29 protein-coding genes are annotated in these 26,111 nt (G+C 71.5%); 16 read left to right on the top strand and 13 right to left on the bottom strand.

Going from position 1 to position 26,111, the window contains the following annotated elements; translation table 11 throughout:
* Nucleotides 1–274: 274 nt before the first annotated feature.
* The 6 genes from B4V06_RS15475 to B4V06_RS15450 form a co-directional block, all read right to left on the bottom strand.
* A complete protein-coding gene (locus B4V06_RS15475; protein ID WP_498170533.1) occupies nucleotides 275–901 on the bottom strand; it encodes a helical membrane plugin domain-containing protein in 627 nt (208 codons plus the stop codon).
* 2 nt (nucleotides 902–903) lie between these two features.
* Complete coding sequence (locus B4V06_RS15470; RefSeq protein ID WP_123112873.1) at nucleotides 904–2,046, bottom strand: NAD(P)/FAD-dependent oxidoreductase; 1,143 nt, start codon at nucleotides 2,044–2,046, stop codon at nucleotides 904–906.
* Nucleotides 2,043–2,279, bottom strand: coding sequence for a sulfurtransferase TusA family protein (locus B4V06_RS15465; protein ID WP_123112872.1), 237 nt, complete (start codon nucleotides 2,277–2,279; stop codon nucleotides 2,043–2,045). The genes B4V06_RS15470 and B4V06_RS15465 overlap by 4 nt, the downstream gene beginning before the upstream one ends.
* Nucleotides 2,280–2,410: 131 nt before the next feature.
* A complete protein-coding gene (locus B4V06_RS15460; protein ID WP_123112871.1) occupies nucleotides 2,411–3,661 on the bottom strand; it encodes a M20 family metallopeptidase in 1,251 nt (416 codons plus the stop codon).
* 51 nt (nucleotides 3,662–3,712) lie between these two features.
* Nucleotides 3,713–4,144 (bottom strand): thioredoxin, encoded by a 432-nt coding sequence (gene trxA, locus B4V06_RS15455; RefSeq protein ID WP_123112870.1) that lies wholly within the window; start codon nucleotides 4,142–4,144, stop codon nucleotides 3,713–3,715.
* 145 nt (nucleotides 4,145–4,289) lie between these two features.
* Nucleotides 4,290–5,354: a sensor histidine kinase gene (locus B4V06_RS15450; protein ID WP_255212488.1), complete on the bottom strand. Its 1,065-nt coding sequence runs from the start codon at nucleotides 5,352–5,354 to the stop codon at nucleotides 4,290–4,292.
* Between the two features lie 345 nt (nucleotides 5,355–5,699).
* Here B4V06_RS15450 and B4V06_RS15445 point away from each other — a divergent pair, with 345 nt between their 5' ends.
* Together B4V06_RS15445 and B4V06_RS15440 are read left to right on the top strand one after the other, a co-directional pair.
* A complete protein-coding gene (locus tag B4V06_RS15445) occupies nucleotides 5,700–5,993 on the top strand; it encodes a hypothetical protein (protein ID WP_498170531.1) in 294 nt (97 codons plus the stop codon).
* Between the two features lie 90 nt (nucleotides 5,994–6,083).
* Nucleotides 6,084–6,248 (top strand): AbrB/MazE/SpoVT family DNA-binding domain-containing protein, encoded by a 165-nt coding sequence (locus tag B4V06_RS15440; protein ID WP_498170530.1) that lies wholly within the window; start codon nucleotides 6,084–6,086, stop codon nucleotides 6,246–6,248.
* A gap of 82 nt (nucleotides 6,249–6,330) precedes the next feature.
* Here B4V06_RS15440 and B4V06_RS15435 read toward each other — a convergent pair whose 3' ends face one another.
* Together B4V06_RS15435 and B4V06_RS15430 are read right to left on the bottom strand one after the other, a co-directional pair.
* Nucleotides 6,331–7,077, bottom strand: a complete 747-nt coding sequence (locus tag B4V06_RS15435) for a nucleotidyltransferase family protein (RefSeq protein WP_123112866.1) — start codon at nucleotides 7,075–7,077, stop codon at nucleotides 6,331–6,333.
* On the bottom strand, nucleotides 7,074–8,312 hold the full coding sequence (locus B4V06_RS15430) for a molybdopterin molybdotransferase MoeA (RefSeq protein ID WP_498170529.1): 1,239 nt from the start codon (nucleotides 8,310–8,312) through the stop codon (nucleotides 7,074–7,076). Before B4V06_RS15430 ends, B4V06_RS15435 begins: the two co-directional genes overlap by 4 nt.
* A gap of 192 nt (nucleotides 8,313–8,504) precedes the next feature.
* On the opposite strand from B4V06_RS15430, the gene B4V06_RS15425 reads away from it, so the two are divergent.
* From B4V06_RS15425 to B4V06_RS15385, 9 genes are all read left to right on the top strand, one after another.
* Nucleotides 8,505–9,098 carry an SRPBCC family protein gene (locus tag B4V06_RS15425; RefSeq protein ID WP_498170528.1) on the top strand — a complete coding sequence of 198 codons (594 nt, stop codon included), beginning with the start codon at nucleotides 8,505–8,507 and terminating at the stop codon, nucleotides 9,096–9,098.
* On the top strand, nucleotides 9,098–9,991 hold the full coding sequence (locus B4V06_RS15420) for an FAD binding domain-containing protein (RefSeq protein WP_498170527.1): 894 nt from the start codon (nucleotides 9,098–9,100) through the stop codon (nucleotides 9,989–9,991). Before B4V06_RS15425 ends, B4V06_RS15420 begins: the two co-directional genes overlap by 1 nt.
* The gene (locus B4V06_RS15415) at nucleotides 9,988–10,689 is read left to right on the top strand and encodes a (2Fe-2S)-binding protein (protein WP_498170526.1); all 702 of its coding nucleotides are present in this window, start codon (nucleotides 9,988–9,990) and stop codon (nucleotides 10,687–10,689) included. The genes B4V06_RS15420 and B4V06_RS15415 overlap by 4 nt, the downstream gene beginning before the upstream one ends.
* Nucleotides 10,686–13,181, top strand: coding sequence for an aerobic carbon-monoxide dehydrogenase large subunit (locus B4V06_RS15410; RefSeq protein WP_498170524.1), 2,496 nt, complete (start codon nucleotides 10,686–10,688; stop codon nucleotides 13,179–13,181). Before B4V06_RS15415 ends, B4V06_RS15410 begins: the two co-directional genes overlap by 4 nt.
* 100 nt (nucleotides 13,182–13,281) lie before the next feature.
* Complete coding sequence (locus B4V06_RS15405; RefSeq protein ID WP_498170523.1) at nucleotides 13,282–14,532, top strand: XdhC family protein; 1,251 nt, start codon at nucleotides 13,282–13,284, stop codon at nucleotides 14,530–14,532.
* The gene (locus B4V06_RS15400) at nucleotides 14,529–15,527 is read left to right on the top strand and encodes an AAA family ATPase (RefSeq protein WP_498170522.1); all 999 of its coding nucleotides are present in this window, start codon (nucleotides 14,529–14,531) and stop codon (nucleotides 15,525–15,527) included. Before B4V06_RS15405 ends, B4V06_RS15400 begins: the two co-directional genes overlap by 4 nt.
* Before the next feature lie 2 nt (nucleotides 15,528–15,529).
* Nucleotides 15,530–16,960, top strand: coding sequence for a VWA domain-containing protein (locus B4V06_RS15395; RefSeq protein WP_498170521.1), 1,431 nt, complete (start codon nucleotides 15,530–15,532; stop codon nucleotides 16,958–16,960).
* The gene (locus tag B4V06_RS15390) at nucleotides 16,957–17,832 is read left to right on the top strand and encodes a Rossmann-like domain-containing protein (RefSeq protein ID WP_123112858.1); all 876 of its coding nucleotides are present in this window, start codon (nucleotides 16,957–16,959) and stop codon (nucleotides 17,830–17,832) included. Before B4V06_RS15395 ends, B4V06_RS15390 begins: the two co-directional genes overlap by 4 nt.
* A 1-nt stretch (nucleotide 17,833) precedes the next feature.
* Nucleotides 17,834–19,066: an XdhC family protein gene (locus B4V06_RS15385; RefSeq protein ID WP_123112857.1), complete on the top strand. Its 1,233-nt coding sequence runs from the start codon at nucleotides 17,834–17,836 to the stop codon at nucleotides 19,064–19,066.
* Between the two features lie 50 nt (nucleotides 19,067–19,116).
* Here the strand turns inward: B4V06_RS15385 and B4V06_RS15380 are convergent, their stop codons facing one another.
* Nucleotides 19,117–19,527, bottom strand: a complete 411-nt coding sequence (locus B4V06_RS15380; RefSeq protein ID WP_498170520.1) for a Rieske (2Fe-2S) protein — start codon at nucleotides 19,525–19,527, stop codon at nucleotides 19,117–19,119.
* Between the two features lie 96 nt (nucleotides 19,528–19,623).
* Between B4V06_RS15380 and lipP1 the strand changes: the two genes are divergently transcribed.
* Complete coding sequence (gene lipP1 / locus B4V06_RS15375) at nucleotides 19,624–20,556, top strand: LipP1 family hormone-sensitive lipase (protein ID WP_123112855.1); 933 nt, start codon at nucleotides 19,624–19,626, stop codon at nucleotides 20,554–20,556.
* Between the two features lie 75 nt (nucleotides 20,557–20,631).
* On the opposite strand, the gene B4V06_RS15370 is transcribed toward lipP1, so the two are convergent.
* Nucleotides 20,632–21,003: an ArsR/SmtB family transcription factor gene (locus B4V06_RS15370; RefSeq protein WP_123112854.1), complete on the bottom strand. Its 372-nt coding sequence runs from the start codon at nucleotides 21,001–21,003 to the stop codon at nucleotides 20,632–20,634.
* 141 nt (nucleotides 21,004–21,144) lie between these two features.
* Between B4V06_RS15370 and B4V06_RS15365 the strand changes: the two genes are divergently transcribed.
* A complete protein-coding gene (locus B4V06_RS15365; protein WP_123112853.1) occupies nucleotides 21,145–21,648 on the top strand; it encodes a GbsR/MarR family transcriptional regulator in 504 nt (167 codons plus the stop codon).
* Nucleotides 21,649–21,767: 119 nt separating this feature from the next.
* Here B4V06_RS15365 and B4V06_RS15360 read toward each other — a convergent pair whose 3' ends face one another.
* Entirely contained in the window at nucleotides 21,768–22,319 is a 552-nt protein-coding gene (locus B4V06_RS15360) for a hypothetical protein (protein WP_123112852.1), read from the bottom strand.
* 161 nt (nucleotides 22,320–22,480) lie between these two features.
* Between B4V06_RS15360 and B4V06_RS15355 the strand changes: the two genes are divergently transcribed.
* A complete protein-coding gene (locus tag B4V06_RS15355) occupies nucleotides 22,481–22,933 on the top strand; it encodes a hypothetical protein (protein ID WP_255212489.1) in 453 nt (150 codons plus the stop codon).
* 34 nt (nucleotides 22,934–22,967) lie between these two features.
* Here B4V06_RS15355 and B4V06_RS15350 read toward each other — a convergent pair whose 3' ends face one another.
* Complete coding sequence (locus tag B4V06_RS15350; RefSeq protein WP_123112851.1) at nucleotides 22,968–23,213, bottom strand: hypothetical protein; 246 nt, start codon at nucleotides 23,211–23,213, stop codon at nucleotides 22,968–22,970.
* Between the two features lie 143 nt (nucleotides 23,214–23,356).
* The gene (locus B4V06_RS15345; RefSeq protein WP_123112850.1) at nucleotides 23,357–23,791 is read right to left on the bottom strand and encodes a universal stress protein; all 435 of its coding nucleotides are present in this window, start codon (nucleotides 23,789–23,791) and stop codon (nucleotides 23,357–23,359) included.
* 222 nt (nucleotides 23,792–24,013) lie between these two features.
* Here B4V06_RS15345 and B4V06_RS15340 point away from each other — a divergent pair, with 222 nt between their 5' ends.
* Both B4V06_RS15340 and B4V06_RS15335 read left to right on the top strand, forming a co-directional pair.
* The gene (locus tag B4V06_RS15340) at nucleotides 24,014–24,478 is read left to right on the top strand and encodes a hypothetical protein (RefSeq protein WP_123112849.1); all 465 of its coding nucleotides are present in this window, start codon (nucleotides 24,014–24,016) and stop codon (nucleotides 24,476–24,478) included.
* Nucleotides 24,479–24,559: 81 nt separating this feature from the next.
* Nucleotides 24,560–26,110 carry a glutamate-cysteine ligase family protein gene (locus B4V06_RS15335; protein ID WP_498170518.1) on the top strand — a complete coding sequence of 517 codons (1,551 nt, stop codon included), beginning with the start codon at nucleotides 24,560–24,562 and terminating at the stop codon, nucleotides 26,108–26,110.
* The last annotated feature ends 1 nt before the right edge of the window (nucleotide 26,111 follow it).

Here is a 26,111-nt window from a genome sequence, read left to right as displayed (position 1 = left end):
CGCCTCCCCAACCTCGTCGCTGGCGGCTATCGCCGCCAGCGACTCCCTCGCGCGGGCTCCTCGCGCCCGGTGGGCGCTCGGAGGCACGCGCCGCCGCCTCTTCATTTATAAGCGATCGTCGCCGTCGCTAAATCCCATTTAAATACCGTACCGCCGGCGATCCTGGCCGTTCCAGATTGTCCGGAACGGTTGTAGAATAGACCACTTGCCGAGGGGTTCAACGAAGCCGAAGTCGTCTCGCTTGCGCGACGGTCGGCGCGAGTCGCGCGCGACGTCAGCGTCCGTCGCCGTCGGCGCGCTCTTGACCGATCGCCTTGGAGATGGCGAGCACGTAGCCCAATCCGTACTGGATATCGGGGTCGCGGATACTCCGTGCCAGCCCGAGCGCGCCGACCGGTTCGGGATCGCTCCGGTGGGCGGCGCCGACTCCTTCGAGCATCGCCTTCACGCCGTCGCGCGTGTCGTCTTTCGCGGCCGTCTGCGCGACCTCCCCGAGCGCGGCGCCGGTGCCGGCCAGGGACGTGACCATCTCGTCGTCGAGCGCGGCGGTCGCCAGCGAGCCGACCTCCGCGATCTCGGCCAGCTCGTCCAGCGTCCCGCTCCGCTGGAGGGTGAGCACGGTGTCGAGCGCCTCCCGCAGCTCATCGCCGTTCTCGCCGACCGTCTCGGCCAGCGCGACCGTCTCGTCGGTCGCGATCCCGTCCGCCGATTCCGCGAGCGTCGACCCCGTGGCCGACAGCTCGCGGACCATCCCGTCGTCGAGCGCGTTCTCGCCCAGCGAGAGAACGTCGAGCAGCTCGTTGACCGCGTCGAGCCGCTCGACGAACTCGGCGACGGCCTCCGGGTTCCGCTCGATCGCCGCCTCGAGGTCGCTCTGCTCGGAGACGCCTTCCCCGGACATGGTCAGAGCAGCCCCCGTGCGGTGAGCCAGTACGACTCGTTGTACGCCAGCTTCGACCAGTGCAGCTTCTGCGACGGCGGCGCGGGCGACGGCGGGTTCTCGTAGTCGAACTCGACGTACGACGCGGCGTCCATCCCCGTCTCGATGAAGCAGAGGGTCTTCCCGTCGTACCTCGCCGTCGCCGGCCGCCCGCGGATCTCGCTGGCGAGCCGCTGCCCGACGACCCCGGCCTGGTAGTGGGCCACGCTGCCCGCGTTGGGGACGCCGGTGGCCGCGGTGTCACCGAGCGCGTAGACGTCGTCCGCGGCCTCGGCCTCGAGGGTGTGCTTGTTCACGTCGACCCAGCCGTTGTCGCCGAGCCCCGCCTCCTCGATCAGGTCGATGCCGCCGTGCGGCGGGATCGTCACGAGGAGGTCGTAGTCGAGCTCCGTCCCCTCCATCGACGTGATCGTCTCCGCGTCGGCGTCGACCGACTCGGCGTTGAAGAACGTCTCGACGTTGATGTCGCGCTCGTCCATGATCGGCTTCGCCCACTCGGCGATGTGGGGGTTGCCGTGGACGCGCTGGATCGGGTAGGTGTACGTGATGTCGACGTCCTCGCGGAGCCCGCGCTGGCGGAACCAGTCGTCGGCCATGAAGACGAACTCGAGGGGCGCGGCGGGACACATATGGGGCGTGCCGATGACGCTCAACACGAGCTCGCCCTCGGTGAACTCCAGCAGCTCCTCCTGAAGGTCGGTCGCGCCCGACTCGCTGTAGTAGTCGTGGCCGCCCTCCGCGAGGCCGGGAATCCGCTCGGGCTCCAGCGTCGACCCCGTCGCCAGCACGAGGCGGTCGTAGTCGACGGCGGGGCCGTCGCTGAACTGAAGCCGCTTGGCCTCGGTGTCGATGTCGGTCACGCGGTCGATCCGGAGGTCGACCGCGTCGTCGACGAGCTCGTCGAGGCGACGTCGACCGTCCGCCGGTTCGCGCTGGCCGAACGGCACGTACAGCCACACCGGCTTATAAACGTGGTCCGGGCCGTCGTTGACGAGGGTGACCTCCACGTCGCCGGCGTCGAGCTCCGGTTCGAGCCGGTCGGCCAGGTCGTTCGCGAGGACCGATCCGCCGGTCCCGCCGCCGACGATGACGACGCGTTCCGTCATGCTTTCTCCACGAAGAACGCGGTGTGGTCGTCGTGCTCTTCGACCTCGAGCAGCTCGTTCCCCGCCTCCTCGGCCCACTCGGGGACGTCGGTGCGCGACTGCTCGTTGTCGCTCAGCAGCCGGATCACCGCGCCGGAGTCGGCGCTCCGGATCGCTCCGATGAGGTCCATCAGCGGACCGGGGCAGGCGGCGCCTCTGGCGTCGACGGTCGTGTCGGGTTCGATGTCTGTCATGGGCGTCTCACAGGTACCGGTTACACCCGCTCGGCTTTAGTATTGTGTATACATTCCAAGAGTGTGAAAATCAACGAAACCGCGCGCGGTCGAGCGGAGGCCACCCGACTACGGTCGCGCCGGGCGGACCGTCACTGCGGGACCGCGGAGGCCCACGCCGACGGGAGCCGCGCGTAGACGAGGGCGTTGCCCGCGAGCGCGTCGATCGGCACGTACTCGTCGGCCGCGTGGACGGTGTCGGTCCCGAGCGCGAACTCGACGGTCGGGATCCCGGCGTTCCGGAGCGTCTTCGCGTCGCCGCCGCCGGTCGCGCTCCGCTTGAAGACGCGGTCGCCCGTGACTTCGGTCGCCGTCGACGCCACGGCCTCGACGAGCGGGCTGTCGGGCGCCTCCGCGGTGCCGACGCTCCACGAGACGTCGGTGAGCGAGATGCCCTCGCAGTCGGCGACGCAGGCCCGGATCCGCGAGAGCACGTCCCGCGTCCGAACCCCGGCGGTCAGCCGGATGTCGACCTCGGCGCGGGCCGACACCGGGACGCTGTTCACCGCGTCGCCGCCCTCGAGGACGCCGAGGTTGATCGACGGATATCGGAACAGCTCTCGGGCGGTCTCCTCGCCCATCGCCGGGGCGTAGTACTCGACCGACTCCTCGACGATCGGCTCCACGTCGGCGCCGATGTCGAGCCGCTCGGACCCGAAGCGGTCGCGCAGCGTCTCGACGGCGTCGTAGAGGCGGTCGATCGCGTTGACGCCGAGCGCCGGCCGCGAGCCGTGGGCCCCCTCGCCGGTCGCCTCGAGCGTCAGCCAGATGCTGCCGCGGTCGGCGATCGTGACGGAGTGGCGGCCCGCCTCGCAGGTGGGCTCGCCGATCACGCAGGCGTCCGCGTCGAGCCGACCCGCCTCCAGGAGCGCGGGCAGCCCCGCGTCGCCGCCGACCTCCTCGTCGCTCACGAACGCGAACAGCAGGTCGACCGGCGGCTCGGTGTCGGTCGCCGCGAACGCCCGGATCGCGAACAGCAACGAGGCCACGGCGCCCTTCATGTCGGTCGCGCCGCGCCCGTAGACGCGGTCGCCGACGCGCTCGCCGAGCGGATCGTGCGTCCACGCCTCGGCGTCGAACGGCACGGTGTCGAGGTGCCCGTTGTACAGCAGGGTCCGGTCCGATTCCCCGGGAATCCGAACCAGGAGGTTCGGCTTCGCCGGATCGACCGCGACGCGCTCGACCGCGACCGGGAGCGGGTCGAGGAACCGCTCGACCGCGTCGACGATCTCGCGCGTGTCGCCCGGCGGGTTCGACGTGTCGATCGCGAGGAGGTCGAGGGCGAGGTCGGTCAGCTCCTCGCGGTGGTCCCGGACGTACTCGGCGGGGACCGCGTCGCTCATCTGCCACCGCGCCCGCGAGTTGGTTCGGATCCGTTCATGGGGCGGTGCGGGTCAGGCGTATTCCTCGATCGCGGAGCGGAGCCGCGCTTCGTCCTGCATTCCGACGAGGCGCTCGGCCGGCTCCCCGTCGGCGAACAGGACTAGCGTCGGGACGCCCCGGACGCCGTACTCGGCGGCGAGCCCCTGGTTCGCGTCGACGTCGACCTTCGCCACGGTCGCGTCGGTGTCGGCGGCGATCGACTCGACGACCGGTTCGAGCATCTGACACGGGCCGCACCAGTCGGCGTAGAAGTCGACCAACACGACGTCGTGCTCGGAGACGGTCTCGCTCAGTTCCGCCGTTCCGTCGACCGGAACGGGTTCGGACGGGCTCCGCGGCTCCGCCCCGTCGGCCGGTCCCGCCTCGTCGGACGCTTCCGCCTCGTCTCGGTTCCGCAGCTCCTCCATCTTCTGTCGTCGGATCTCCTCGATATCCTCGGCCATCGGCGCGACGTACGGTCCGCGTCGACTTATGTGTTTGTGTGTTCTCTACAATACTGACTCCGCCGGCCGCGCGTCACTTCCCCCGCGACGTCGACGTGCCCGGCTACCGGGCCCGGCTACCGGACCCGGTCGCGGGACGGGTCGGTCAGGACCCCTCCGCGGTCGGCAGCGTCATCCGAATGACCGTCCCGCTCGGCTCGTTCTCCAGCACCTCGAACGTCCCGCCGGACGTCTCGACGGTCCAGTAGATGATCCAGAGCCCGAGCCCCTGCGTGTGGACGAGCGGCGTCTCCTCCGGGCTCTCGATAGCGTCGACGTTGAACTTCGGGATTCCCGAGCCGGTGTCGGTGACCTCGACGACCGCCGTTCCCGCTCGGTCCGCGCGGAGCGTGACGGTCACCGCGGCGTCGGTCGGCGTGTGCTTGGCCGCGTTGCGGAGCGCCTCCTCGACCGCCGCCGGGAGCGCCGGGTGCGACTCCACCCATGGGTCGGCATCGAACTCCGCCGCGATCGACACGCCCGGATACGCCGCCTCGACGGCCTCGATCCGCTCCGCTAACAGCGACCGGAGGCGGAACGTCTCCCGATGCTCGGTGTCCCAGATCGAGACGATCTCCCGCGTGCGGTCGGTCGTCTCGAGGAGGCTCTCCAAGTGCGTCCGCGCGGTCCGCACGTCCGCGGCCGTCTCCGGGCCGTGATCGCGCCGGTCGATGTTGTCCAGGGTGCCCAGCGCGACGGTGAGCTCGTTGCGGAGGTTGTGCCGCAGCACCCGCTGATTGATCGTCAACAGCTTGGTCAGGTCCCGGGCCTCCCGGAGCCGCTCGTCGGCCTCGACCGCGTACAGCCCCCCGCGGATGCCGACCGCCGAGCCGAGGGTCGTCGCGAACGCGAGGAGGAAGCCGAACTCCGTCGGGTCGCCCTCCAGCACCCATATCAGCCAGACGGCCAGCGCGAGGAGCGCGAACGACCCGGCGACGGTGACCGCCGTCCGCACCGCCCGCCACTGTCCGGCCCGGGAGATCGGTCGCTCCGGGAGCCGGTATCCGGTCGCGAGGACGGAGAGGGCGATGCTGCAGATAACGAACGTCTCCAGCCACGTCCCCAGGCCCTCCGCTTCGGTCGCGAGGTGGGCGAGGCCGAGTCCGAAACAGAGGGCCCCCAGCGCGTACACCCCGTGTTGCGGACGGATCCGGCGACGAGAGTACGACACGAGTTGTCCTACGGACACGAATATAAAATATTTCGCCCCTCGGACCGCTGCCAGCGGTCAACGGCGGAACACGAGAGTTCAAACCACAGACACTTATCGCCGAGACCCGTCCGGCGCCTCGGCGAGCGCGGAGCGAGTCCCCGAACCGGCCCGCGTCCCGCGGGTCCGGCCCGCCGTGTTCGAGGGCCGACCCGACCGGGCCTCTGCCTCGGGCACCGCCGACTCCGCCGCGCCGGATCCGCGCCAGCGACCCCGCCGCGGCCGCGCCGTCCGATTCATTCTGTCGCTCCGGTGAATAATTTTATAAAGACTCCGGGCCTGTGACGATATATCGTGTGTCGGGAGATGAAACGGGAGCCCGCGTGGGTGTCGGCGATCAGGTTGGCGATGCTGGAGGGGCGCGTCACCGTCGAGGCCGTGATCAGGGAGGCGAACCTGATCGAGGGCCGCGAGCGCACCGTCGCCGACGTGTTGGAGACGATGCGCGAGCGCGACCTGCTCGCCGCCGTCGACGGCGGCGGAGATGGCGCCGCCGACGCGTACGTCCCGGGACCGGTGCTGATCGAATCGGACCGGTTCGACCTGGATTTCGACCGGGCCTCCGAGGGGGGCGCCCACCGCTGGAACTCCGCGGTCTGACGCCCGAGTAGGCCACGAAATCAACCGGTCGATTTCCGCCGCCACTACGCGAGACCGTAGCGTAAACTATGTCCCCGCTACGTTCCAACGATGGGATCGATGGGTAACCTCACGGACACCAAGGTGTCGGAAAAGAATCTGACGACGGTCCCCAAGCCCGTGCGCAACTTCCTCGACGTCGGCGCCGGCGACCGCGTGGAGTGGCACGTCGAGGACGGGAACATCGTCGTCAAGAAGTCGACGCCCGGGAAGTGAGCGGCCGGCCGGGCGCCCCGGCGGTCGCGCGAGTCGCCGCCCGCCGCCCGCGGCTCAGCCGTCGTCGCTCGACGCAGGCGGCTCAGCCGTCGTCGCTGTCGCCGCGCTCGGGGAGGTCGGTCGGCCGGTCGACGTCGCGACGGACGCCCGGGTCGTCGACGGCGACGAGCGCGCTCGCGTCGTCCGTCAGCAGGATCTCGCGTCCGCCGACGTCGCCGTCGACGGCGGCGAGGCGGTCGAAGAAGCGCGCGTCGAACAGGACGGGGTTCCCGCGCGCTCCCTCATAGGCGGCCGCGAGGGCGGCGCCGGCCTCCGCGGCGTACGCCGCCACGAGCGTCTCGACGGTCTCCGGATCGACGAACGGCATGTCGCCCAGCGCGACGACCGCGGCGTCGACTTTCGCTTCGGCCTCGTCGCGGCCCGCTCCGGTCTTCTCGTACCCCTCACCCGCCTCCTCGCCGCCCTTCACCTCCCGAATCGCGTCGATACCAGTCCGAACCGACGTCGACTGTCCCGCCTCGTACGCGTCGTTGGTGACGGTTTTTACCGGGAGGTCGGCGACGGCGGCCCGGACCCGGTCGGCCTCGTGACCGACGACGACGACCACCGGGTCCGCTCCGGCGTCGACCAGCGTCCGGGCGGCGCGGCGCACGACCGGCTCTCCCTCCACGGTCGCGAGGAGCTTGTTGGCGTCCCCGAAGCGGCTGCTGGTCCCCGCCGCGAGCAGCACGCCGGCGACTCGGGGCGGGGCGGCGTCGCCCGCCTCGTCGCCGACGTCGTTGCCCGCGTCGAACGGGGGCCTCACGACCGGGAGCCCCTCGCCCGTCATCGCTCGACGACGGGGTAGGGGACGACGGCGACCGTCTCGCCGGCCGACAGCCCGGACTCGGTGAGCACGAAGCCGTCGGCGCGGGTCGCCCGGGTGCTCGACGAGAGCACGCTCGGGTCGAACGTCTCCTCGTACACCGCGAGCGGCGAGTCCGCGTGTCCCAGCGGCGTCGCCTCGTCGCCGTCGAGCGTCACCGGAATCGCGTAGGTGAATCCCGGGACGGAGATACCGACGTCGCTCGTCACCGCGGCGTCGACGGTCGGGAGCGCGGTGCTCCCGGTGAAGAAGGGGCGCGCGACCAGCGAGGTCACGGTGTGCGCGCCGACCGGCTTACCGGGGATCGCGAAGACGACGGCGTCGCGGGCGTCGAGGGTCGCGACCGCGATCGGCTTGCCCGGCCGCAGCGCGACCCGGTGGAAGTGCACGGTCCCGAGCTCGCGGAGCGCGCGGACCACGTAGTCCTTGTCGCCGACGCTCGTACCCCCGGTCGTCATCACCACGTCGTGGTCGGCGGCGAGCCCGGCGATCCGGTCTCTGACCCGGTCGTACTCGTCCGGAACCGTGCCCTCGTACGTCGCCTCGCCGCCCCACCCGCGGACGAGCCCCGCGAGCATCGGCGAGTCGAGGTCGTCGCGGCGCCCCTCGTGGATCTCCGTCCCGGTCGCCAGCAGCCCGACCGAGAGCCGCTCGATCACGGGCACCTCCTCGATCCCGAGGTCGCCGAGCAGGACCGCGTCCTTCGCGCCGAGCCGCTCGCCCGCCGCGAACAGCCGCTCGCCCGCCGCGACGTTGCTGCCGCGCTCGTAGACGTACGTGCCCGGATCGGTCGGCGACCCGCTCAGCCGGCCGTCCTCGACGGTCGCCTCCTCCTGCTTGAGGACGGCGTTCGCCCCGGCCGGGAGCGGCGCGCCCGTGAAGATCCGGACGGCCTCGCCGTCGCCGATCTCCCCCGGGTCGCTCTCCGGGAAGACCTCCCGGTCGGCCAGCTCGTACGGGTACCCCGCGGTCGCGTCGAACGCGTAACCGTCCATCGTCGCGTGGCTCCGCGCGGGCACGTCGGTCGGCGCGTCGATCGGCTCGGCGAGGGTTCGCCCGGCGATCCGGTCGAGCGACACCGGCTCGGCCTCCCACCGGTCCAGCCACTCGCCGCGGAGGCCGCGGACGCGCTCCGCGGCCGCCTTCAGGGGCGTGATCTCGCCGTGGCCGTGGTCGTCGCTCTCGCCATCTCCGTTCATCCGTTTCCTCCGCGTCTCCCGCGGCCGATCCGTCCGTTCCCGGGGTAATTGTCATGGTCAATAACGTTTATTATGATGCTACAACATGGCATGGTCGTGGTAATAGTATGCTCATAGTAGGGGGGTATAAAAGATGACGGTGGCGCACGGCCGAACGACGACGGAACGGACGACGGTCGGGGGGTGTCGCTGATGGAGTTCGACGGGGAGTTCGAGCTCGACGGCGTCCCGCCGGAGAAGGCGTGGGTCGTCCTCTCGGACCCGATCGCGGTGCGGGACTCGCTGAAGGGGTGTCAGTACATCACCCCGATGGACGACTCCTTCGAGTGGGACTCCTACGAGCCGGAGGAGGACGTCCCGACGCTGCCGGAGGCGGAGGCCGACGACGTCGCCGCCCGGGCGTTCCGGGCCGGACAGGACTACGCGGCGCTGATGCAGGTCGGCGTCGGCAGCGTGAAACCGAAGTTCGAGACGACGGTGACCATCGAGGACCGCGACGAGGAGGAGTTCGAGATGACGGCCACCGGCTCCGGCTCCGCGAGCGGGAGCAGCTTCAGCATGGAGTCGGGGATGCGGATCCACGAGCAGGAGGACGGCGACGGCTCCCGCATCGAGTGGTGGACCGAGGCCGACATCTCCGGTCGGATCGCCCAGCTCGGCGGCCGCGTCATCAACCCGGTCGCCAACAAGATCGTGAACAACTTCTTCACCTCGATCGAGTCGCAGATGACCGACGTCGAGGAGACCGACTCGGGGGTCACGGACAAGATCCGAGGGATGTTCTGATGAAGTCCGCACCGTTCGAGCACCACGAACCCGACACGGTCGACGAGGCCGTCAGCCTGCTGGAGAGCCTCGACGACCCGACGATCCTCGCCGGGGGCCAGAGCCTCGTGCCGATGCTCCGGTTCCGGCTCGCGAACCCCGACGTGGTCGTCGACATCAACGGCATCGACTCGCTTGACTACCTCCGCGAGGAGGACGGCTCCCTCCGGCTCGGTGCGCTCGCGCGCCACGCCGACGTGGAGGACTCGGACCTGATTGACGAGGAGTACGGCAGCTTCGCCGACGCCGCACCGCTCGTCGCCGACCCGCAGATCCGGAACCGCGGCACGGTCGTCGGCTCCGTCGCGCAGGCCGACCCGAAGGGCGACTGGGGGAGCATCCTCCTCGCCCACGAGGGCGAGGTGATCGCCACCGGTCCGGACGGCGACCGGGCGATCCCGGCGGACGAGTTCTTCCTGCTGCCGTACGACACGACGCTCGGCGAGCAGGAGCTGATCACGGAGATCCGCGTCCCTGCGCCGGGACCGAACGAGGGGAGCGCGTACCACAAGCTGAAGCGCAAGACCGGCGACTACGCGATGGCGGGCGTCGGCGCCCGGCTCGTGTTCGACGACGACGGCGTCATCGAGTCGGCGGGGATCGGGATGACCGCCGTCGACATCACCAACGCCCGCGCGACGGACGCCGAGGAGCACTTAGAGGGCGAGCGGCCGAGCCCGGACCTGTTCGCGACGGCGGGCGAGCTGGCCGCTGAGCAGTCGAATCCGGAGTCCGACGAGCACGGCGGCGCCGACTACAAGGAACGGATGGTCGACGTTCTCGCCCAGCGCGCGCTGGGCGACGCCGCCGAGCGCGCTGGCACGGTGACGGTCGAACGGAGGGTCACACAGTGACTGACGAACGCGAGATCACGCTGACGGTCAACGGCACCGAGCACACGATCGAGGTCGAGCCGCGGCGCCTGCTCGTCCACGCGATCCGGGAGGACCTGGACATGACGGGCACGCACATCGGCTGCGACACGGGTAACTGCGGCGCCTGCACCGTCCTGAAGGACGGCGAGCCGATCAAGTCCTGCCTGATGTTCGCCGCGCAGGCCGACGGGGCGGAGATCCTCACCGTCGAGGGGATGGAGGACCTCCCCGAGGCCGACGACATCCACCCGCTCCAGGAGGGGTTCCGGGAGGAGCACGGCCTGCAGTGCGGCTACTGCACGCCGGGGATGCTGATGGCGGGCAAGGCGCTGCTGGACGAGCACCCCGACCCGGACGAGGAGACGATCCGCGACGCGATCAGCGGCAACCTCTGTCGGTGTACCGGCTACCAGAATATCGTCCGCTCGATCGAGTACGCGGCCGACGAACTGGAGAACCGGGCCGCCGCCGACGGCGGCGCGGTCGCGGCCGACGGCGCGGCGGAGGGCGAGGGCCCGGCGTCGCCCGAGGGCGGCCACGCAGCCCCCGAGTTCGGCGGCGACGCCGACACGTTCTGCGGCCGCGAGGACTGCTGTGGCGGCCCCGACGGGGCGGACCCGTTCGACCGCGACGCGCTCCTCGACGACGCGGAGGACGACCGAGGTGACTCCAAATGAGTAGCGAACCAGACACGCCCGAGGCGGAAACGGAGTATCAGCACGACGAGGACGGCGGCCCCGACCCGGAGAAGCACTGCGGCCACGGACGCGGCGGCATGGGCGAGGAGGTGACGCGCAAGGAGGACAAGCGCTTCATCACCGGCCGCGGCAACTACGTCGACGACATCAAGAAGCCGGGCATGCTCCACTGCGAGATCGTCCGGAGCCCGCACGCCCACGCCCGGATCGAGGAGATCGACGGCTCCCGCGCCGAGGCGATGGACGACGTCGTCGCGGTGCTGACGGCCGAGGACTTACTGGAGCACGACCTCGCGACGATGCCGACGCTGATGGACGACACGCAGGACGTGCTCGTCAACGACAAGGTGAAGTTCCAGTCGCAGGAGGTCGCGGCCGTCATCGCGAAGGACCGCTACGCGGCGAAGGACGGCGCCGAGAAGGTCGAGGTCGATTACGAGGTGCTCGACCCCGTCGTCGACGCCGAGGAGGCGCTCGAAGCGGACGCGCCGCTGGTCCGCGACGAGCTCGAGGACCAGGAGGACAACCACATCTTCGACTGGGACACCGGTGACAAGGAGGCCACCGACGAAGTGTTCGACCAGGCCGACGTCACCGTCGAGGAGGACATGCTGTACCAGCGGCTCCATCCCGCCCCGATCGAGACGTGCGGCGCGGTCGCCGACTGGGACCCGGGGATGGACAAGATGACGGTCCACATGACGTCGCAGGCGCCCCACGCCCACCGGACCCTGTTCTCGCAGGTATCGGGGATCCCGGAGCATAAGGTCCGGATCGTGAGCCCCGACGTCGGCGGCGGGTTCGGCAACAAGGTGCCGATCTACCCGGGGTACGTCGTCGCCGCGGCGGCGTCGTACGTCCTCGAACAGCCGGTGAAGTGGATCGAAGAGCGCTCCGAGAACATCCAGACGACCGGGTTCGCCCGCGACTACGACATGACCGGCGAGCTCGCCGCCACCGAGGACGGCGTGATCGAGGGCGTCAAGGTCGACGTGCTCGCCAACCACGGCGCGTACAACGCGGCGGCCCAGCCGTCGAAGTTCCCGGCCGGCTTCTTCAACATCTTCACGGGCTCGTACGACATCGAGGCCGCGTACGGCTCGCTGACGGCCGCGTTCACCAACACCGCGCCCGGCGGCGTCGCCTACCGGTGCTCGTTCCGCGTCACGGAGGCGGTGTACCTCATCGAGCGCATGGTGAAGGTGCTCGCCGACGAGCTAGAGATGGACCCGGCGGAGATCCGCCGGCGGAACTTCATCCCCTCGGACGCGTTCCCGTACGAGTCCGCGACGGGCTGGAACTACGACTCCGGGAACTACGAGAAGGCGCTCGACAAGGCCCTAGAGATGGCCGACTACGAGCACTACCGCGAGGAGCAGCAGCGGCGGATCGAGGAGGACGCGGACAAGCTCATCGGCATCGGCATCTCCTCGTTCACGGAGGTGGTCGGCGCCGGCCCCGGCAAGCAGTGCGACATCGCGGGCATCGAGATGTTCGACTCCGCGGACCTGCGCGTGAACCCGACCGGCAACGCCGTGTTGCGGGTCGGCGTCCAGACGCAGGGCCAGGGCCACGAGACCACCTTCGCGCAGATCGTCGCCGAGGAGCTCGGGATGGACGTGGACTCGATTACGGTCGAGCACGGCGACACCGACACCGAGCCGTACGGGCTCGGGACGTACGGCTCGCGGTCGACGCCCGTCGCGGGCGCGGCCGCCGCCGTCGCCGCGCGCAAGGTGCGCGACAAGGCGAAGTCGATCGCCGCCAACGAGCTGGAGGCCGCCGAGGAGGACATCGAGTGGGACCGCGAGTCCGGCGAGTTCCACGTCGCCGGCGCCCCCGACCGCTCGATCACCATCACGGAGATCGCGGCGGGCGCCTACATGAACCACCCCGGCGACGAGGAGCCCGGGCTGGAGGCCGTGAACTACTACGACCCGCCGGAGATGACGTACCCGTTCGGCTCGTACATCGTCGTCGTCGAGGTCGACCGCGAGACCGGCGAGGTCGACTTCGAGAAGTTCGTCGCGGTCGACGACTGCGGGAACCGCATCAACCCGATGATCATCGAGGGGCAGATCCACGGCGGGCTCGCGCAGGGGATCGGCACCGCGATGCTGGAGAAGGTCACCTACGACGACAACGGCAACGTCACCGGCGGCGACTTCATGAACTACCTGCTGCCGACGGCCAACGAGATCCCGAACTTCGAGACGGGCCACACCGTCACGCCGTCGCCGCACCACCCGATCGGCGCGAAGGGCGTCGGCGAGTCGCCCACCGTCGGGTCGCCGCCGGCGATCGTCAACGCCGTCGTCGACGCGATGAGCCACGCCGGCGTCTCCCACGTCGAGATGCCGATGACGCCGGACGTCGTCTGGGAGACGCTCGACGAGGCCGGGCTGGCCCACCAGCCCGCCCACAACGTCGAGTTCGACCTCGGCGACGACGCCGAACCGGCCGACGACTGAGCCGCACGCAGCCGCCCCCGTTCCGACTCCCCGACCGGGCGCTTCCGACTCCCCGACTGGGCGCACCGTCCGAGTCGGCGGGGCCGTTCCCACGCAACCGATGACACACGACGAGACCGAACACGACGGGACCGACGAGCCCGCACACGACGGAGCCGGCAGCCGCGAGACCGACGAACCGAGCGGGACCGCGACGAAGATCGACGACGGCGACGTCTCCGCGTTGGAGGCGGAGCTGACCCAGCGCCGGGAGCCGTACGCGCGGGCGACGATCGTCCGGCGCGAGCCCCCGGTGTCGGCGAACGTCGGCGACCGCGCGGTCGTGACCGCCGACGGCGAGATCCACGGCTGGGTCGGCGGCGCGGCCTGCGCGCAGTCGATCGTGGCGACGCAGGGCGTCGCGGCGATCGAGGAGGGGACCCCCCGACTGGTCGGGATCGCCCCCGACCCGGACGACATCGACCGCCCGGGGCTCGACGCCTTCCCGATGACGTGTCACAGCGAGGGCGTGCTGGAGCTGTTCATCGAGCCGGTGACGCCGACGACCGAGCTCGTCGTCGTCGGCGACTCGCCGGTGACCCGGTCGCTCGCGCGGCTGGCCGACGAGCTCGCGGTCGACGTGACGCTCGTCGTCGCCGACGGCGACGCGGACCGCGACGTGCCCGCGTCGACGCGGGTGCTCGACACGGTCGACCACGAGGCGATCGCCGACGCCGTCGGCCCCGCGCCGCTCGTCCTCGTCGCCTCGATGGGCGAGTACGACGCGCGCGGCGTCGCCGCCGGCGTCCTCGCGGACGCGCCCTACGTCGGCCTCGTCGCCAGCGACGAGCGGGCGGCCGAGGTGACCGAGCGCACCGCGGGGCTGCTCGACCGCGACGTGGGGGAGGTCGTCGCGGCGGTGACGAACCCCGCGGGCGTCGACGTGGCCGCCTACACCCCGGCGGCGATCGCGGCGAGCCTGCTCGCCGAGGTCGTCGACGAGCGGTCGAAGGCGAGTCCGGCGACCGGTGGCGGCGCGGCCGCCGCGGGCGCCGTCGCCGAGAGGGACGAGAGCGACGCTGGTGACGGGGATGACGAGGGCCGCGAGGCGGCCGCGGGCCACGAGGCAGCCGCGGGCGACACCGCCGGAACCGACGACGGCGGAGACGAAGCCGACACCGAGAGCGGCGGCGACGCCGACGAAGCCGACGAGTCAGCGATCGACCCGGTCTGCGGTATGACCGTCGACCCGGCGACCGCGGACGCCTCGGTCGAGCACGACGGCGAGACGTACCACTTCTGCTGTCACGGCTGCGCCGACTCGTTCGCGAACGACCCGGCGTCGTACCTCGAGGAGGGGGCCGAGGCGTGAGCGGGGAGCTCGACGGGGGCCCCTTCGACTCGCTCACCGAGGCGGAGCTCCGCGAGCGGTTCGAGGAGACCGACTACGTCGCCGACGACCGCACGGTGACGACCGTCGACCTCGCCCTCCGGCTGGGGCGCCCGCTGCTCGTCGAGGGGCCGCCGGGCAGCGGGAAGACGGAGCTCGGCAAGACGCTCGCCGAGGGGTTCGACACGGAGCTGATCCGGCTCCAGTGCTACGAGGGGCTCACCGCGGAGAACGCCCTCTACGAGTGGAACTACACGAAGCAGCTGCTCGCCGTGCAGGCCGACGAGGGGACGGTCGCCGGCGGCGCCGCGACGAACGGCGACGCCGGGGCGGCGGGCGGGCGCGACCGAGAGGCCGGCGCCGCGGGCGCCGGCTCGGTGTTCGGCGACGAGTACCTCCTCGAACGCCCCCTGCTGCGCGCGCTCCGCAACTCGGAGGGGCGGCCGCCGGTGCTGCTGATCGACGAGATCGACCGCGCCGACGAGGAGTTCGAGGCGTTCCTCTTAGAGCTGCTCTCGGACTTTCAGGTGTCGATCCCGGAGTACGGCACCGTGAGCGCGTCGACGCCCCCGATCGTGATCCTCACGTCGAACCGGACGCGGGGGCTGAGCGACGCGCTGAAGCGCCGGTGCCTCTACCTCCACGTCGAGCCGCCGTCGTTCGAGACGGAGTACGAGATCGTCCGCCGGAAGGTCCCCGAGCTCGACGCCGCGGTCGCCGCGGAGGTGTGCTCGGTGGTCGAGCGGCTGCGCGAGGAGTCGTTCCTCAAGCGCCCGGGCGTCGCCGAGACGCTCGACTGGGCTCGCGCGGTCGCGGCGCTCCGCCACGACGACGCGGACGAGCCGCTCGCGCCCGACGTGATCGAGCGGACGATCGGCTGCCTGCTGAAGGAGGCCGAGGACGTGAGCCGCGTCGACGCGGAACTGCTCGAGCGGCTCCACGACGCCGCGAGCGCGGCGGCGGAACGGGTCGAGTGACCATGGCGAGCTCCGACGGCACCGAGACGGAAACGCCCGACTTCCCGGCGGCGAGGCGGCACCTCCTGACGGAGCTGGTCCGGTTCGTCGCGGTGCTCCGGCGCGACGGCGTCGCCGTGCCGGCCTCCGGCACCCTCGACGCCGCCCGCGCGCTCGCGGCGGTCGGGATCGCCGACGAGCGGCGGGTCGAGGCGGCGCTCCGCGCGAGCCTGCTCGCCGAGACCGCCGACGGCGACGCCTTCGACGAGGCGTTCCCGACGTTCTGGCACCGGATCCGCAGCGGGCTCGATCGGATCGCCACCGCCCACGACGGGCCGTCGCCGGCGGGCGACGAGGGCGCCGACGGCGACGACCGCGAGGCGGACGACGCGGCGCCGGCCGACGACTCGGAGCGCGACGACGCGGCGGAACCGGGGCTGCTCGACGACGCCGAGCCGCCGGAGATGGACGCCGACGGCGACGGCGATCCGACGGTGAAGATCCCGACCGACCGGCGCCACGTCGCCGGCGATCGGCCGACCGACGAGTCGCGCGAGGAGTCGGACGGCCGGCGGTACAGCGCGGTGGGCGAGAGCGCGCTCGTCGAGGCCGACGTCCCGGCCCCGTCGAGCGAGGAGCGCGCGGCCGCCGGGCGGTTCGTCGACGCGCTCTCGTCGCTGCCCGGCCGGCGCCGCCGGCGGTCACCGACCGGCCCGGCCGTCGACGCGCGGGGCGCGCTGCGGGCGAGCCTCCAGACCGGGGGCGCGCCGATCGACCTCCCGCGGGACGCCCCGACGCCGAGCGAGCTGCGGTGCTGTCTGCTCGTCGACGTCAGCGGGTCGGTGCTCGACACCGTCGACCGGGGTGCGCTGCTCGCGCTCGGGGAGCGGGTCGCGACGAGCGCCCGGGACGCCCGCGTCTTCCTCTTCGACACTGACTTCGCCGAGGCGACGGCGGCGTTCGCGGACCCGGCCCGCTCGCCGGCCGACGCGCTCCGCGCCGCGGAGATCGAGTGGGGCGGAGGGACGAAGATCGGTCACGCGCTCGGCGAGCTGCGCCGGACAGCCCCGCACGCCGTCGACCGCCGGACGGTCGTCGTCGTCGTGAGCGACGGGCTCGACGTCGGCGATCCGGCCCTGTTCACCGACGGGATCACGTGGCTCTCCGACCGGGCCGACGGCGTCGTCTGGCTCAACCCGCTCGCCGTCTCACCGTCGTTCGAGCCGGCCTCGCGCGGGATGAGCGACGCGGCCCCGTACGTCGACGGGCTGTTCGGGTTCGCCGCGGCGAGCGACCTCGCGGAGGCCGCCCGTCAGATCGAACGCCGGGGGCTCGGGGGGCCCATCGGTTACGAGCACGACCCGCGCCGGACCGGCGGCGCGCCCGGGGGCGGACGCGGTCGCACCGACGACGAGACGGGGACCGGCGACGCCGGCGAGGGGGGTGTCGTATGAGCCGCGAGCGCGATCGCACCGACACCGACGCGGAGTGGCCCGGTCCAGTCCTGCGGGCGACGCTCGACGCGCTCCGCGACCGCGGCGCGCTCTCGGAGGTTTCCCTCGGCCGAGTCACGGTCGGCGACGCCGTCGCGCTCGTGGAGCTCGCGGCCGGAGGCGAACGGGAGAGCCGGGACGGAGGACGACCCGCGGCCGGGCTCGCGCACCTGCCCGAGGACGCGTCGCCGACCCCCCCGGCCGACGTGGAGGGGCTGCTGGCGCCGCTGCGACCGGGTGAGGGGAGTTCCGCGTCAGCGGCCAGGGCCCTCGGCGCACGCTCGCTGGCGGTGGCGACGCTGAACGCGTGCGCGGCGCCGCTACTCGGCTGGCGGGACGGAGACCCGATGGCGCTGCTCGACCCGTCGGTCGAGACGGTCGCGACGGTCGGGCTGTTCCGCCCGGCGTTCCGGAAGTTCGACGGCGTCGAGGTCCGCGTCGTCGAGCGCGACCCCGTCGACCCGGCGACGGTGTCGACGCCCGCCGGCGTCTCGCTGCGGTCGTTCATCCCCGCGGAGGCCGCGGCCGCGATGGAGGGGGCGGACGTGGTCTTCGTCACCGGCTCGACGCTCGTCTACGGCGGGATCGAGCGATACCTCGACGCCGCGCCCGCGTCGGCGACGGTTGTCGTGGTCGGCGCGACCGCCTCGTCGCTCCCGGACCCGCTGTTCGACCGCGGCGTCGACGTCGTCGCCGGCGCGGCGGTTGACGACCCCGTTCGGACGCGGCACGCGGTGGCGGGCGGCGCCTGCGGGACGGACCTGCACGACCGCGGCGTTCGAAAGGTGTACGCGGCGCGCGACGCGCCGGCGACCATCGACCTGCAACACTGACATGACAGCAAGCAACTGGAGCGTACCGGAGACCGAGGTGGTACAGCGCGTTCGCGACCGACTCGACGCCGACGGCACCGACGTCCTCGCGACGATCGTCGACGTCGAGGGGAACGCCTACCGTCGCCCGGGAGCGAAGATGCTCCTCGACGACGACGGGGCGGGCGTCGGCTCGATCACGGCGGGCTGTATCGAGGACGACCTGCTCGCCGCCGCGGAGACGGTCCGCGAGACGGGGCGCCCCGACCGGGTCACCTACGACCTGATGGAGGACGAGGACGACGTCTGGGGGCTCGGCGTGGGCTGTAACGGCGTAATCGACGTCCTCCTGGAACCGTTAGACGAGACGTACCGCCCGGCGGTCGAGTCGTTCGACGCCGGCCGCGACGTCGCCGTGCTCACGGTACTCTCCGCGGGCGACGACGGCGGCAACCACGACGCGGGCGACGGCGCGAGCGGTGACGGCGGGGACACGGACCGCGGTCGCCTCGGCGAGCGCGCCTACTACCATCCCGACGAGGACCGGTTCACGCTCCCCGACGGGTCGCCCGCCGACGGGTGGCCGACCGAGGCGCTCGCGGGGCCGGCGTCGGACCTCGCCGCGCGCGGCGCCGCGGACGTCGTCACGGTCGAGGACGGGGCGGGGGCAACGCTGGAGGCCTTCGTCGACGGGCTCGCCGCCCCGGACGACCTCGTCGTCTTCGGGACGGGCCACGACGTCGGTCCGGTCGTCGAACTGGGCGAGCGGAACGACTTCCGGGTCACCGTCGTCGGCTTCCGCGGCGGGGTCGACCTCGACGCGCGGTTCCCCGACGCCCACCGGACCGTGACGACGTCGCCGGCGGGGGTCGACGACGCGCTCGATATCGACGACCGGACGCACGCGGTCGTGATGACGCACAACTTCGTCGACGACCGCATCGCCGTCGAGGCGCTGCTGCGCTCGCCGGCGCCGTACGTCGGCCTGATGGGGCCGCGGGAGCGGTTCGAGGAGATGCTGGAGGCGTACGACGACGAGGGGACGACGTTCGACGAGTCGGAGCTCGCGTCGCTGTACACGCCCGTCGGACTGGACCTCGGCGGCGGCTCGCCGTACCAGATCGCCCACAGCATCGTGGGCGAAGCGCTCGCCGTCAGCAACGGCCGAACGCCGCGGCACTTACGAGAGCGCGAGGGGCACATCCACGACCGCGTCGACGTCGAGTCGCGCGAGCCCGAGGCGCCGAGTCGGTGAGGGCGTCCGTATCGACCGAGAGCGAGCCGGGGCGCGGCGACGCGCGTCGGTCAGAGCGACAGGTGCGAGGTCGATCCCGGGTCGTCGTCGGTTCCCCCCTCGTGCCGGAACGAGTAGCCGTCGTCGGTCAGGAAGACGGCGCCGTCGTCGACGGCGACCTCGACGTCGCGGAGCGTCGTTCCGGCCGCCGGGCCGTTGTCGCACTCGCCGGAGCAGGCGTCGAACAGCGACCCGTGGCGCGGGCAGATCACCTCGCCGTCCCGCATCGGCACGCCGTCGCCCGTGTCGAACCGCTGGCTCTCGTGCGGGCAGGTGTTGACCCACGCCCGGACTCCGGGCGCCTCGTCGCACGGGACGAGCACGATCTCTCGGTCGTTCGTGAACGGGTCCGCGGCCGTGAAGCGGTACGACCCCCGCTCGGTGACGGTCTCGACATCGGCGAGCTTCGTCCCGTCTGGCATCGACCGGGTTCACGATTTCCCGGTTGAAAAGCGTCGCGGCGGAAACCGCGGCCGCGCTCCCCCAAGACTTAGCCTCCGGTCGTCACACGTTCGGCCATGCGCGCCGACGAGATCGACCCGCAGGCGAAGGCGGCCGTCGAGCGGCAGGAGCGGCTCCCGCTGCCGCACAGCAGGTGGGGGCTGAAACTCGCCCGGCTCCTCACCGAGCCGGTGATGCGGGTCCGGAACCGGAACCCCCCGCCGGTCGGACGGACCGTGGACGGGACGATACCGGGCCCCGAGGGCGACCTCGACGCGCGGCTCTACCTCCCGGACGCCGAGGGCCCGTTCCCGACGGTCGTCTTCTTCCACGGCGGCGGATTCGTGCTCGGCAGCGTCGCCACCCACGACTGGCTCTGTCGGGGGCTCACCCGGGAGAGCGGCTGCGCCGTCCTCTCGGTCGGCTACCGGCTCGCCCCCGAGCACCCGTTCCCCGCGGCGGTCGCGGACGCGTACGCCGCCGTCGAGTGGGCCGCCGACAACCCGGACGCGCTCGCCGGCACGGGCGAGGTCGCGGTCGCGGGCGACTCGGCCGGCGGGGCGCTCGCCGCGGTCGCAGCGCTCATGGCCGCCGAGCGCGACGGCCCGGCGATCGCGCACCAGGCCCTGTTGTATCCGGGCGTCGGCGTCCGCCCCGGCCAGCCGTCGGTCCGGGAGCACGCCGGGATCGTCCTCGACGAGGCCGACATCGAGTGGTTCTCCGACTGTTACTACGGCGACGAGATCCACCGGCGGAACCCGTACGCCGACCCGACGAACGCGGGCGACCTCTCGGGCGTCGCGCCCGCGACGGTGGTGACCGCCGGGTTCGACCCGCTCCGCGACGGCGGGCGGGCGTACGCCGAGCAGCTGGTCCGGGACGGCGTCCCGACGCGGTACGAGAACTACGAGGCCATGGTCCACGGCTTCATGACGCTCCGCGACGTCGACCGCGCCGCGGAGGCGATCGCGGCCGTCGGCGACGACCTCGCGGACGCGTTCGAGGGCTGACTCCCCGGGCGCACTCGACCGCACGGGTCCCTGGCGGTCTCCGCGCGTCCGGCGGGCCGAGAGTGTCCGGACCGCTCAGGACCGGTCGCGCTCCGCCGGCGAGCGGTCGGCGGACGCGTCGAAGCGCACGACGAGCCGCTCGGTCGTCGCGGCGTACACGGTCATCTCCTTCCCCTTCTCCGAGTACCACGTCTTGACCGGGGCGATAAGCTCCGCGTCGCAGAGCCGGTCGAGGTGGTACGTGACGTTCTGGAGCGAGGCGTCGACGTCGGCGGCGACGTCCGAGGCCGTGCCGGGCTCCTCCGTGAGCGCGGCGAGGATCTGTTGAGCGGTGTCACACGAGAGGACCCGAAGGACGTCGATCGGCTCGTCGCGGCCGATCACGACGTCCGTCTGCTCTCGGGGGGCGTGGTCGACTGTCGGCTGGTGTGGAAACGCGCTTGCCATGGAGTGTGGAGGGTGGACGAACAGTTTCGTCTGTTCGGTTTGAGTCGAACAAACGAATCAAACAATTTAATGCTTACGAAAACGCTACCCCTCGTATGGCCGTTCGACACGTTCATCGGTCGGAGCGACGAGGGCACTCGTATGAGTGAGGACGTCGAGATCGCCCGCGAGCGCGTCATCGAATCGCTCGAGCAGTCGGCCGAGGTGTACGGGCTGAGCCGCAGTTCCGGCCGGATCTACGGCGTCCTCTACTTCTCGGACGGCCCCCTGTCGATCCCCGAGCTCGTCGAGCGGACCGGCTACGCGAAGTCGACCGTCAGCAACGTCACCCGCACGCTCACGCGGGTCGGCCTGATCCGCCGTCGGTCGTCCGACGGCGGCGGGCGGCGGGTCCGGTTCGCCGCCGAGCGGGAGGTCTGGTTCATTCTGCAGGACGTGTTCCAGCAGTACGTGCAACGCGAGCTCCAGGCCACCCATCGGGAGATCCAACGCGCGGAACGCGGCCTCGACGACGCGGACGGCGTCGAGGTCGAACGGATCCGCGAGCTCCGGGAGACGTACGAGGAGCTACAGGAGATCGTCGACCTCGCGTCCGAGCTCTCCGCCGCGGAGCTGCGCGACGCGCTGGAATCCTACGAGCGGTAGCACTCGCCTGTTCCGGCGAGGACGCGGCCGAGGTGACTCACGGCCTGAACTGTTCTACCCAACCGACCGACCCGACCTCCCCCGCCGACCGACCCGACCTCCCCCGCCGACCGAACTTCCTACCAGTACACCTCGTACGTGCACTCGTCGCCGCCCTCTCGCCGGCAGCTCGAGCCGGTCTCCTCGATGAACACGAACGAGTCGACGGGTGCGTGTTCCTTCGCTACGCCGCGGATCAGCCCGCGGTCGAACGGGCACGGGTACGGGGTGTGACACGTCACCTCACCGATCCGGTCGTCGACTCGATCGAACCGGTACTTGCCGATCTCTCCGCCGCGGTGGTTCCGGCGGTAGGCGTCGTCGATCGCTCGGAGCCCGTCCGGGACGGTCGCCGACTCGTCCGGCCAGTCGGCGACGTCGGGGAGCTGCTCGCCGAGGCGGTCGAGGACGTGCGGCTGGAGGTCAGCCGCGATGGTCTCGAAGGCGTCCAGCCACGCCTGCTGCGGGTACCACTCGTCGGGTTCCGGGTCGCGGATCCCCTCCTCCGCGAGCGCTGCGATCGCCCGTTCGCGGTACGCGTCGGAGAACCGTCCCATCCCCTCCTCGACGACCGACAGGACCGTTCGACCGTTGACCTCCGCGTCCCGGTCGAACGCCTCGTACGGAGTCATTACACCGGTCTTACAGGTTCGGGGACATAAATCCGCCACATCGGGTGACCGGAGGGCGGACACCGGACCCGCGAGAGAGCGCTCGGGCCGGCCGCCGCCGTCACACATGTTTCAGCATTTCTGACAAAAGCATAATACGTGTGGGCCCGTCTCGTGAACCCATGGTGAAGAGCACGGTTCGGTTTCCCGAGTCGGTGGTCGGCGAGATCGAGTCACTGGTCGAGAGCGGCCAGTTCGAGAGCAAGTCCGAGTTCTACCGGTTCTCGACGGACTACGCGTTGAACCAGGTGCTCGACGACTACGAGCCGGAGACGATCGACTACGAGGAGATCAAGGCGGAGGTGATGCCGCAGGCGGAGCGCGAGCTCGGCGGCGACGCCGACGCGGACCACCCGCCGTTCTTCGAGTCGGTCTCGTTCGTCAGGAAGCTCGCCCTCCGCGGGAACTTCAGCGACGCCGAGGACTTCATCGACCACCAGTACGTCCCGAGCGACCGGCACGCGGTCGTCCTCGAGGAGCTTCTCCGACTGTACCGCGAGGAGGCGACCCCCGCCCCGCGACGGGCTCCGCCGGACCGCGAGCCGCGGGCCGCGCCGGACGAACCGCAGCGCTGACCGGCCCTCGATTACTCCTGGTTGTCTCCCCGATTCAGTCGTCCGACGTGCCCCGATTCAGCCGCCACCGGATCACCGCGGCGACGACGAAGACCGTCGCGAACGTGACGGCCCCGGTTATCAGGGCCCCGCGGGCGCCGGTCACCCCCGTCGTGAACGCGCTCGCCGACGCCCCGCCGCCGGCGACGGCCGCGCCGCCGGCCAGCCCGCCGAACCCGATACAACAGAGGCTCAACAGGCTCACGAGCGACAGCGACCCCAGTACGCCGTCGTCGCTCACGCCCCGGCCCTCCGGTCTCGAACCGCCTCAGACGCCGACCGGGGCGGCGCTCCGGGCGTCGTCGACGTGACCGCGGTCATACCCGGTCTCGTCGATCCGGCTGTGAATAAGTGGCGCGGTCTGGCGCGGGTCGCGTCGGACCGTCACGCCGACGCGGGGACGGAGACGACCGTCGTCGACGCGTCGCGGAGGACGCGCTCCGTGGTGCTCCCGAGCAGATCGCCGGCGGTGTCGCGTGCGCCCCGGCTTCCCATGACGATCGCGTCGGCGTCGATCTCGTCCGCGTACGCGACGATCTCGCGGGACGGGACGCCCTCCTCGACCGCGGTCTCGCAGTCGATCCCCGCCGCGGTCACCTCCGTCTCGATCCGCTCGACGGCCGCCTCGAGGCGGAGCCGCCGCTCCTCGTCGCCGTCGTCGAACTTCTCAGGCTTTCCCGATCGCTCGTAGGTCGGGATATCCTCCAGCACGCCGAGGACGTGGACCGTCCCGTCGGGCGCCGTGACTTCGACGGCGTCGTTCACGGCCGCGAACGCGGCGTCGCTGCCGCCGGTCGGGATCAGGGTCGTGCCGTACATACGCGCGGAACTACGTTCCCCTATTTAAAGAAAATTATCGTTAGCGCCGGGATCGGCGGCCGTGTCCGAGGAGAGCGACGCGGCCGTCCGGTCGCGCCGTTCGTGTCGACCCCGTGACCGCGCCGTTCGTGTCGACCCAGATCCGGGGTATCCGACGGGAAGCGGGCCTCAGATGGGAAGTAAGATTCTTTACTATCTAGCCGTTGATCGTTACCAAGTGTCATGGGCGTCGTGGACGACGTGTCGGATCGGCTCAGATCCGACGACGACTCCGACGGGTGTCACGTCTACCGGACGGACCGGGTCGACCGGGAGAACGGTCGGCTGCTCGGCGAGGTCGACGGCGAGCGCTTCTGCGAGGTACTGCTGCGCCACTCGGACGCCTGCGAGGCGTTCAGAATGATCTCCGGGGCCGGATACCGCGACCCCACGGAGGCGACGGGCAGCTACTCCGCGGCGGAGCACGCCGGACGGGTCGAGACCGACGTCGAGTCGGTCGCGACGAGACTGTCCGGCGGCGGTCACACCTGCGCGGTCAGGCTCGACACCGCCGGCCCGCAGCTCGCGACGATCCGGAACGACGCGGAGCGGACGCAGATCGACGGCGCCGAGCGGGCGCAGGTCGAGTTCGACACCGCGCGGATCCGGTGGGTCGCGCCCGAAGCGGCCGATGCGTCCGGCGGCTGATCTGCCCGGCTCCGCGACACCGCGACGCGTTCGTGTCGTTTCGGAGTTACTTTCATATCGGTCTCCGAAGTATGCGTGTGTATGACTGGCACGGACGGCGATCCGGTCGAACGGCTCAAACGCGTCGCCGACATCGATGTCGAGGCGTTCAACGCGCGAGTCCGCGACGAGGCGGACGCGGTCCTCGACCACGTGGAGGCCGGGACGTTCGACAACGAGCAGACGACGACCGGGCTGGAGTACGAGTTCTACGCGGTCGACCGTGAGACTGGACACCTCCGCCGAATCCCGCGGGCGCTGCTGGGTTGCGTGGGGTTCGATCGGGAGCTCGGGCTCCACAACGCGGAGCTGAACTCGGCGGTCCACCCGTTCACCGGCCGCGGCATCGACGCGGTCCGCGCGGAGGTGACCGGGAAGGTGGAGGCCCTCCAGCGGCGCGCGGCCGAGGACGGGATCCGCGTCGTGAGCGACGGCATGTGGACGATCGGTCCGGCGGAGAGCGAGACCGACGACTACCTGACCGAGGCCACCCACGAGGAGGGGCTGACGCTCGGCATCAACGTCAGCAACGGGGTGCGGTACCACGGGTTCGCCAGCGTCGGCGACGACCGGATGATCGGCAGCGAGATCGACGTCCCCGGCGCGCGGATCGACGCCGACAGCGCCGGTCCGGTCAGCCTCACCACGTCGATCCAGCCCCACTACCAGCCGCGCCGCGCCGCGGACCTCCCGCGGTACCACCGGATCGCGACGCGGCTCGCCGGGCCGCTGCTCGTGCTCGCCGTCAACTCGCCGTTCCTCCCGCCCGAACTCTACGACGCCCCCGGACCGGACCGCGACCTGCTCGTTGCGGACGGGTACGCCGAACACCGGGTCCCGGTGTACGAACAGATGATGAACCCGTCCGGACGGGACCGGAAGGTGAAGTTCCCGCGCGACTTCGACAGCCTGGAGGCGGCCGTCGACCGGATCGCGTCCGACCCGACGCTCGTCCCGGCGGAGATCGAGTCCGAGGGGCGGTTCGACGGCGAGTTCGTCCACTTCCGGCACAAACACGGGAGCTACTGGCGCTGGGTCCGGCCGGTCTTCGACGGCGCGACAGAGGCGAGCGCCAGCGCCCGGATCGAGTTCCGCCCGATCCCCGGTCAGCCGACGATCCCCGACGCGGTGGCGATCCTCGCCGCCTTCGGCGGGGCGATGCGCGGGGTCGCGGAGCGCGACCACCCGGTCCTCGATCTCCCCTGGGAACGGGCCGAGGAGAACTTCTACGCGGCCGCCCGCGACGGGCTCGACGCCGATATGACGTGGATCACCGCCGACGGGACGGAGACCACGCGGACGGCGGACCTGTACGGCGACCTGTTCGCGGCCGCGACGGACGGGCTGGAGTCGCACGGCTGCACGAGGGACCGGATCGCCGCGGCGCTCTACCCGCTCCGGAGCCGAGTCGAGACCGGGCGGACGCCGGCGAGCTGGAAGCGGTCGGCCGTCGACGTCGCCCTCGACGGCGGGGCGACGCCGGCCGAGGCGATCCGGACGGCGCAGCGCACCTACATCGACCTTCAGCGGCAGACGCTCTACGACGAGTCGCTCGCTGACTGGCCGGCCCCGGAGACCGTCGCCCCGAACTGAT

The sequence above is a fragment of the Halorubrum sp. B53 genome, from assembly GCF_059752395.1.
This window is presented reverse-complemented; position numbering and strand designations above follow the sequence as displayed.

Excerpts from the sequence above, each read along its gene's own strand:
- B4V06_RS15365 (WP_123112853.1), top strand. The coding sequence starts at position 21,145 with ATGAGTGAGGACGTCGAGATCGCCCGCGAGCGCGTCATCGAATCGCTC.
- B4V06_RS15345 (WP_123112850.1), bottom strand. The coding sequence starts at position 23,791 with ATGTACGGCACGACCCTGATCCCGACCGGCGGCAGCGACGCCGCGTTC.
- B4V06_RS15355 (WP_255212489.1), top strand. The coding sequence starts at position 22,481 with ATGGTGAAGAGCACGGTTCGGTTTCCCGAGTCGGTGGTCGGCGAGATC.
- B4V06_RS15390 (WP_123112858.1), top strand. The coding sequence starts at position 16,957 with ATGAGCCGCGAGCGCGATCGCACCGACACCGACGCGGAGTGGCCCGGT.
- B4V06_RS15380 (WP_498170520.1), bottom strand. The coding sequence starts at position 19,527 with ATGCCAGACGGGACGAAGCTCGCCGATGTCGAGACCGTCACCGAGCGG.
- B4V06_RS15440 (WP_498170530.1), top strand. The coding sequence starts at position 6,084 with ATGGGATCGATGGGTAACCTCACGGACACCAAGGTGTCGGAAAAGAAT.
- B4V06_RS15370 (WP_123112854.1), bottom strand. The coding sequence starts at position 21,003 with ATGGCAAGCGCGTTTCCACACCAGCCGACAGTCGACCACGCCCCCCGA.
- B4V06_RS15430 (WP_498170529.1), bottom strand. The coding sequence starts at position 8,312 with ATGAACGGAGATGGCGAGAGCGACGACCACGGCCACGGCGAGATCACG.
- B4V06_RS15425 (WP_498170528.1), top strand. The coding sequence starts at position 8,505 with ATGGAGTTCGACGGGGAGTTCGAGCTCGACGGCGTCCCGCCGGAGAAG.
- B4V06_RS15420 (WP_498170527.1), top strand. The coding sequence starts at position 9,098 with ATGAAGTCCGCACCGTTCGAGCACCACGAACCCGACACGGTCGACGAG.
- B4V06_RS15460 (WP_123112871.1), bottom strand. The coding sequence starts at position 3,661 with ATGAGCGACGCGGTCCCCGCCGAGTACGTCCGGGACCACCGCGAGGAG.
- B4V06_RS15475 (WP_498170533.1), bottom strand. The coding sequence starts at position 901 with ATGTCCGGGGAAGGCGTCTCCGAGCAGAGCGACCTCGAGGCGGCGATC.
- B4V06_RS15435 (WP_123112866.1), bottom strand. The coding sequence starts at position 7,077 with ATGACGGGCGAGGGGCTCCCGGTCGTGAGGCCCCCGTTCGACGCGGGC.
- B4V06_RS15395 (WP_498170521.1), top strand. The coding sequence starts at position 15,530 with ATGGCGAGCTCCGACGGCACCGAGACGGAAACGCCCGACTTCCCGGCG.
- B4V06_RS15335 (WP_498170518.1), top strand. The coding sequence starts at position 24,560 with ATGACTGGCACGGACGGCGATCCGGTCGAACGGCTCAAACGCGTCGCC.
- B4V06_RS15405 (WP_498170523.1), top strand. The coding sequence starts at position 13,282 with ATGACACACGACGAGACCGAACACGACGGGACCGACGAGCCCGCACAC.
- B4V06_RS15360 (WP_123112852.1), bottom strand. The coding sequence starts at position 22,319 with ATGACTCCGTACGAGGCGTTCGACCGGGACGCGGAGGTCAACGGTCGA.
- lipP1 (WP_123112855.1), top strand. The coding sequence starts at position 19,624 with ATGCGCGCCGACGAGATCGACCCGCAGGCGAAGGCGGCCGTCGAGCGG.
- B4V06_RS15410 (WP_498170524.1), top strand. The coding sequence starts at position 10,686 with ATGAGTAGCGAACCAGACACGCCCGAGGCGGAAACGGAGTATCAGCAC.
- B4V06_RS15470 (WP_123112873.1), bottom strand. The coding sequence starts at position 2,046 with ATGACGGAACGCGTCGTCATCGTCGGCGGCGGGACCGGCGGATCGGTC.
- B4V06_RS15385 (WP_123112857.1), top strand. The coding sequence starts at position 17,834 with ATGACAGCAAGCAACTGGAGCGTACCGGAGACCGAGGTGGTACAGCGC.
- B4V06_RS15340 (WP_123112849.1), top strand. The coding sequence starts at position 24,014 with ATGGGCGTCGTGGACGACGTGTCGGATCGGCTCAGATCCGACGACGAC.
- trxA (WP_123112870.1), bottom strand. The coding sequence starts at position 4,144 with ATGGCCGAGGATATCGAGGAGATCCGACGACAGAAGATGGAGGAGCTG.
- B4V06_RS15465 (WP_123112872.1), bottom strand. The coding sequence starts at position 2,279 with ATGACAGACATCGAACCCGACACGACCGTCGACGCCAGAGGCGCCGCC.
- B4V06_RS15445 (WP_498170531.1), top strand. The coding sequence starts at position 5,700 with ATGAAACGGGAGCCCGCGTGGGTGTCGGCGATCAGGTTGGCGATGCTG.